This is a genomic window from Candidatus Omnitrophota bacterium (assembly GCA_013791745.1).
In the GTDB taxonomy this organism is placed as follows: domain Bacteria; phylum CG03; class CG03; order CG03; family CG03; genus CG03.
In genome coordinates this window covers 1-6,550 of the sequence record VMTH01000078.1, presented here as the reverse complement: position 1 = coordinate 6,550, position 6,550 = coordinate 1, and the positions used below count along the sequence as shown (strand labels likewise).

Below are 6,550 nucleotides of genomic sequence, written 5' to 3'. Positions count from 1 at the left end.
TTCAATCATTTTTACTCCGTTACTTTAACTTTAATTTCACCTTTGGCAAATCAGTATATGATGTGTTCTTCAGATGTGTCAAAATATGTCTCTTTACAAATCCTAATTCCTATTCAAGTACGAGCTTAACAAATAATCCCGCCAATTACAATAAGGCTCATTGGCTGGCTGAAATCAGATTAATCAGAAGAATGATCTGAAGGCGCGGGCGGAAATTAAATATATGCCACCGGCGAGAGCAATCTTGATGAGCGTGTGCATCTGGAAGGGCGCCAGGAGAAAGCCCGCCATGATGGCGGATGCGGCGAGGATAACAGACAATTTCCTGTAGAATGATGTTGGTGGCCTGATGCCGTCTTTGATAACCAGCCATACAAGCAGAGCGAAATTCGTCAACGCGGCGATGCTCGTCGCCCCGGCAAGGCCGCCCGGGCCCAGATGAAAGACGAGGGCGGCGATATCCCCCGCTATGTTCACTATAAAGGATAGCACGGCTATTTTGACCGGCGTCCGCATATCCTTCTTCGAGTAAAAATAATTAGCGAATATCCTGATACCGGCGAAAGCCGCCAGTCCCGCCGAATAAAAAACCAGAGCCGCGGAGGTCATCGCCGTGGAGCCGGATGAGAAAAGACCTCTCTCAAAAAGGAGCGACACCGTCTCTCCCGCGAGAATGATCAGCCCGAGTGTCGAGGGGATTATCAGAAACAGACTCGCCGCGAAGGAATCAAAAAGATTCTTCGCCACAGCCCCGGTTTTTTTCTCCGCCCGCGCGTCGGACATAAAGGGAAGAGAGACCATTGAAATAGACACCCCGAAAAGAGCCAGCGGCAGCTGGTAAAGGCGGTTGGCGAAATAAAGCGCCGACACGACCCCCGCCCCCATGAGCGTGGCGCAGATGGTATCAACGAATATGTTGAGCTGCATCACTGAAACGCCCATAGCCACAGGTATCAGGCGAACGATTATTCTTTTCACATCCGCGTTGGAGAACACGCCTTTGACAAAAAAACAAAAAGACGCGACCTTTTCCCTGAAAAGAATGGGCAGCATTAATGCGAAATGAAGAAAGAAGCCGATCACAGCGAAGACGGCGAGGCCCCTTATGTCATAGCCCGGTATCCCGCGGGTGAAAAACATGAAAAAAACTATCGCGCTGACATTGAAGAGGGCCGGCGCGACGGCTGGAATAAAAAAATATTTCCTGGCATTACATATTCCCATGGCTATGGTGGCCATCGTCACAAGAATAAGAATGGGAAACATTATCCTCGCCAGCGTCACCGTTAAAGCAAACTGCTCCGTGTTTCCGAAAAAACCGGGAGCTATCAATCTCACTATTTGCGGCGTGAAGATAACGCCTACGGCCGTGAGGAAAAAACAAATGACAAAAAGAAAGGAGAACATGCTGCCGGTAAGCCTTTTCGCCCTCTCATCCTCCTTTTTAACGAGCATCTCCGAATAGACGGGTATCAGAGCGGCCGGTAGTGCCCCTTCTCCCAGCAGACGCCTCAGAAGATTCGGTATCCTGAAAGCCACATAGAAAGCGTCGGCGAACATTGAAGTGCCGAAATATTTGGCCATGAAGATATCCCTGACCATACCCAGTATCCTCGAGATCATGGTCGCCGCGGAGACAGCGGCGAAACCTTTTTTCAGCGGCGTGTTGAAAATTCTTTTTATCATTTGACGGACATAGCTAATTTTGATAGCATTGCTCTCGAAAGAAAAGGTCCCCCGCAGAAGAACGCGCGGGCAGGAGGAAAAATGGCAAAATTAAAAACAGGCAGACATACGAGTGCTATGAAAGAGGCAAGGCAGAACCGTAAAAAGCGGGCCGCCAACCGTAAAATCAAAACAGCGCTCAAGACAGAGATCAAACAGTACAAAGTCGCCATCAGCGAAAAAGGCGGAAAACCCGCCGAAAAAATCGCGAATATCCAGGGAATACTGGATAAAATGTCCAAGAAGAAGATCTTCCACGGCAACAAAGCTGACAGGCTGAAATCACGCCTCTGTGCCCTTTCCAAAAAATCCTGATATCCTCACCGCCGCGTTAGCGAAAGCCCCCGGCTGCCCGCTCTTGTATTTTTCAAAAGTCTCAAGTATTGTTTTGTAAGCTTCCAGTATCTTTTCTTCCGGGGTGGAAGAGACGATCCTGACGGCGGCCTCCTGCTGATTTTTGTCAAATATACCCAGCGCTTTCGCGTCGTTTATGTTCACCGGCTGACCCTCCCTGATCTTCTGCTTGAGCGTTAAAAATTTTTCAAACAGCCCCCGCGCGTATCCGAGGCAGCCCATCTCTCCGTCACTTTTCAGCTGTTCGGCTTTTTGGAGCAGAGAGACGGCCTCGCCCCCTATCATCTGCCATGTAAATTCAAATATACTGTCCGTCTCCCTTGATGTGCTTATTCTCTCAACATCATCCTGAGTGACGACAGCGTCATCTGCCTTGAAAGTGAGGAGCTTGCTCACATTGAGATCTATGTCAACACTGCTGTTTCGGCTGATCTCTATAAGCGCGGACATCGCGGCGTCGTCGATCTTTTTCCCTTCTTTAGCCAGCCGCGCGCGCACCGCCGCGGCGGTTTTCCACGGAAAAGGCTTAAAGCAGTCAACGACGACAATATCAGGGGAAGTAAAAAACTTTTTGAGGCGCGCGTTCCAGGCGCAGAAAATAACGAGCACCGTTGTGCTGTTCTTTGAATAAGAAAGGATGGCCGTCAGTTCCTCGTTCTTAAAACCTTCCGCGTCCTTTATCAGCACGATTTTTTTGTCCGAAAAAAGCAGCTGCGAATTGAGCTCCGTGAGGATATCTCCCGGCGGAAAAGCGCGATCAGTCCGGATGATACTGGATGGCCCCAGCGCCTTGCAGATGAGCCCAAAACCTTCTTCTTTGCAGCCGTCATCGGCTCCGATGAACACATAGACGGGATTGACACGCCGTTCAAGCTGCCGTTTAAAAGCGTCTATGTACACGGGTATTTATCTGTTGCGCAGCAGAAGATAAACTATCTCGGAAGCGAGTTCGTCTGTGGCGCGCTCCTGCGCGTTCTGCTCGGTTTCTATAATGGCGCCCGGGCGGGTACTCCCCGGCGGATGGAAGCGCACATCTATGGGAATGGATTTCTCTTCGCAAAGCACTTCGCCGGTTTCGGATTCCACAAAACGCAGATCGGCCTCTATCCAGAGCTTGTACTCCTCCACAATACCGTTGGCGTCAAAACTCAGAGGAACGAGCTCGTATCTGGTTATATCCCCTATGAGAAGGGCGTCGGTATTTTCAGAAGAGGGTATGAGGCGGCCGTCCTCCATGAGAGCGTCGTTCAGTTTCTGGAAGAGCTTGTCCTCAAGGCCGTAAAGGACGGTCTTGTTGGAAAAAGCGTTTATTTTCACGGTCCGGATATTGTCGGATAAAACAACATTGGGATTGGAGAAAGAACAGCCCGATGCCAGCGCCAGCGCGGCGCACAAAAAACCCTGCGTTATTTTTATCATTTTCCACCTCCTATCACTAAATTCAAGATCTTTCCTTCAACATATATGTGTTTTTTGATCTCGCTGCCTTCTGTGAATTTAAGTATCTTTTCGTTTTCGCAAGCCGCCCGGACGATCTCGCTCTCCAGGGCACCCGCGGAAAATGTCAATTTTGCGCGCAGCTTTCCATTGATCTGTATGATTATCTCTTTATCACGGCCCTCCATGGCTTTTAGCGAGCAGGTAGGAAAAGTGTCCAGTTTAATTTTCAATATCTCCGCCAGCTCCGCCGCTATAAAAGGAGCGAAGGGATAGACGAGTTTGACCGCCGTCTTAACGGTATCGGCAAAACCCTCAAAATTTCCGTGCTCGGCAAACAGCTTCTGCGTGAAATTGATCAGCTCCTGTATGGATGAGACAGCGGTGTTGAACTGGAATCTGTTGAAATCCTTCTCCACCGCCGCGACGGTTTTGGCAGTTATAAATTCCAGCTCCTTTTTTTCAGGCAGCGACTTCCCCGCCCCGCCGCATGAGGCCGCCTCCATGCCGAGCCGCCAGAGTTTTTTGAGAAACCGGCTGCACCCGCGCACGCCCTCGTCCGACCATTCAAGATCCCTCTCGGGGGGGGAGGCGAAAAGTATGAACATCCTGCCGGCGTCGGCGCCGTGCTCGTTGAGCATTGCGTCCACGCTCACGGTGTTGCCTTTGGATTTTGACATCTTGGAGCCGTCCTTGAGGACCATGCCCTGGCAAAGAAGGCGCTTAAAGGGCTCCGAGAAATCAAAAAGGCCGAGGTCGCGCAGGGCTTTTGTGAAAAAACGCGCGTATATGAGATGCATTGTGGCATGCTCTATGCCGCCTATGTACTGGTCAACAGGCATATATTTACTGACTATGCCGCCGTCAAAGGGTTTTTGGCTGTTTTGGCTGTCAAGATATCTGAGAAAATACCACGAGGAATCCACAAAGGTGTCGAGCGTGTCGGTTTCCCTGCGCGCGGCAGCGCCGCATGCCGGGCATTTCACTTTCGCGAAAGAAGCGGATTTTTCGAGAGGATTGCCCTTGCCCGTGAATTCCGCGTCATCCGGTAAAAGGACAGGGAGCTCTGATTCGGGAACCGGCACAGCTCCGCATTTTTCGCAGTATATAACAGGGATCGGACATCCCCAGTAGCGCTGCCTTGACACCAGCCAGTCTCTCAGATGCCACTTAACAACACGCTTCCCCTTGCCTTCACCTTCAAGATAGACGGAAATTTTTTCTTTCGCCGTTTCCGAATCCAGTCCCGTGAAACTTGCCGAATTCTGAAGCGTTCCGCTTTCCGTAAAGGCTTCTTTCATGCTCTCGCCTTCAAGAACAGTATCCGGTGGAGAGATCACCGCGCACACGGGAATGCCGTATTTTTTCGCGAAAGCGAAATCCCTCTTGTCATGAGCCGGAACGCACATAATGGCCCCGGTGCCGTATTCCGTAAGAACGAAATTGGCGGCAAAGACCGGTATCTTTTCTCCCGTTACGGGATTGACGGCTTTCACAGGGAGCAGAACGCCGAATTTTTCTTTCTCCTCGTCGCTCTGAAGCGCACTTTGTTTTCTCAGCGCTTCTATTCCCGCTTTTGCTCCGAGCGATATATCATCAATAAGAGGATGATCCGGCGAGAGCGCCATGAAGGTCGCCCCCCAGAGTGTGTCTGGCCGGGTTGTGAATACCGTCAGCTTAGCGCCGTTTTCCAGGGGGAAATCTATTTCAACGCCGTGGCTTTTGCCGAGCCAGTTCTTCTGCTGGGCCTTCACCTTTTCCGGCCATTCCAGACCGTCTATATCCGCCAGCAACTCCTCGGCGTAATCCGTTATCCTGAAGAACCACTGTTTGAGTTTTTTTGATTCCACGACGCTCGCGCATCTCCAACATTTGCCGGAGACCACCTGCTCGTTGGCCAAAACCGTGCCGCAGTCGGGGCACCAGTTTATGGCGGACTCTTTCCTGTAAGCCAATCCCTTTTCCAAAAACTTCAGAAAAAACCACTGGTTCCATTTTATGTATTCGTCAGAACAGGTTTTGACAAGACGCTCCCACTGGTAAGAAAGCCCCATGCGCTTCTGCTGTTCTATCATGCTGTCTATATTGGCAAGAGTCCATTTGCGGGGATGCACGCCGCTTTTGATGGCAGCGTTCTCGGCAGGCAGACCGAAAGAATCATATCCCATCGGATATATGACATCGTAGCCCTTCATCTCAAGAAATCTTTTGTATGTATCGCCTATGGAATAATTCCTCATGTGGCCCATGTGCAGGGCGCCCGATGGATAGGGGAACATCTCAAGAAGATAGAATTTTTCGCCCCTGTCTTTGTTCGGGCTCTGCCCCGAGGCAAAAACGCCTGTCCATTTTTTTTCTATTTTTTTGAAATCGTATTCTTCAACTTCACTCATAAAACAATCATCTCCTTAAATCTGTCCGCACCCAAAATGAGCGCCGCTGTAATATATCAAATTGAGAATAAACGGGACAACACCAGGCTCGCCGGACAATCTGCCGCCGGGTCGATACGGTCATTTTATCCATCGTGTGGGCAGACTGCCGGGGTATTCCCTTAAAACCCGCATGTTGATCTCATTCGTCATAATAAATTTTCCTTGATTCTTGTAGCACTCCCCTATCCTGTATAAAGCAAAAGAAGCTCTCCCGCTTGCCGGATAGTTTTTAAGCACTTTCTGATATTCAATAATCGCATTTTCATAATCTTCCAAATCAAACTGCAACATGAACCCCTTATAATACTGCGCCGAAGCGGCAAGATAGGAATCGGGATATTCAGAAACAATCTTACGGCAGACAGCGATGGATTCGTTAAACTTCTTTGCTCTCCAGTACCGATAGTTCAGTGTGAATAGTTTTAGCGCCTCACCGCCGCAATCGTTTCCGTTCTGAATCGCGTCCACTCTTAAACCCGCGTCATAGGCCGCCGGAGTTAAGGGAAATTTTTTTACGACTTTGCTATATCCGCGCAGCGCCCTTTTGTACTTGTGAGCGAATTCATACGTTTCGGCCGCTCCGAGGAGCGCCGAGGATT

Annotated in this window: 6 protein-coding genes; 1 reads left to right on the top strand and 5 read right to left on the bottom strand. The window is 50.0% G+C overall.

Going from position 1 to position 6,550, the window contains the following annotated elements:
• Window positions 1–183: 183 nt before the first annotated feature.
• On the bottom strand, window positions 184–1,686 hold the full coding sequence (gene murJ / locus FP827_03685) for a murein biosynthesis integral membrane protein MurJ (protein ID MBA3052176.1): 1,503 nt from the start codon (window positions 1,684–1,686) through the stop codon (window positions 184–186).
• A gap of 81 nt (window positions 1,687–1,767) precedes the next feature.
• Between murJ and rpsT the strand changes: the two genes are divergently transcribed.
• Complete coding sequence (gene rpsT / locus FP827_03680; protein ID MBA3052175.1) at window positions 1,768–2,040, top strand: 30S ribosomal protein S20; 273 nt, start codon at window positions 1,768–1,770, stop codon at window positions 2,038–2,040.
• Here rpsT and FP827_03675 read toward each other — a convergent pair.
• From FP827_03675 to FP827_03660, 4 genes are all read right to left on the bottom strand, one after another.
• Window positions 2,008–2,985, bottom strand: a complete 978-nt coding sequence (locus tag FP827_03675; protein ID MBA3052174.1) for a hypothetical protein — start codon at window positions 2,983–2,985, stop codon at window positions 2,008–2,010. The two genes, rpsT and FP827_03675, sit on opposite strands and share 33 nt — an antisense overlap.
• Window positions 2,986–3,498, bottom strand: a complete 513-nt coding sequence (locus FP827_03670; GenBank protein ID MBA3052173.1) for a hypothetical protein — start codon at window positions 3,496–3,498, stop codon at window positions 2,986–2,988.
• Complete coding sequence (locus tag FP827_03665; protein MBA3052172.1) at window positions 3,495–5,909, bottom strand: leucine--tRNA ligase; 2,415 nt, start codon at window positions 5,907–5,909, stop codon at window positions 3,495–3,497. Before FP827_03665 ends, FP827_03670 begins: the two co-directional genes overlap by 4 nt.
• 120 nt (window positions 5,910–6,029) lie before the next feature.
• Window positions 6,030–6,550 (bottom strand): tetratricopeptide repeat protein (locus FP827_03660; protein MBA3052171.1); only part of this gene is annotated, 521 nt, incomplete at its 5' end.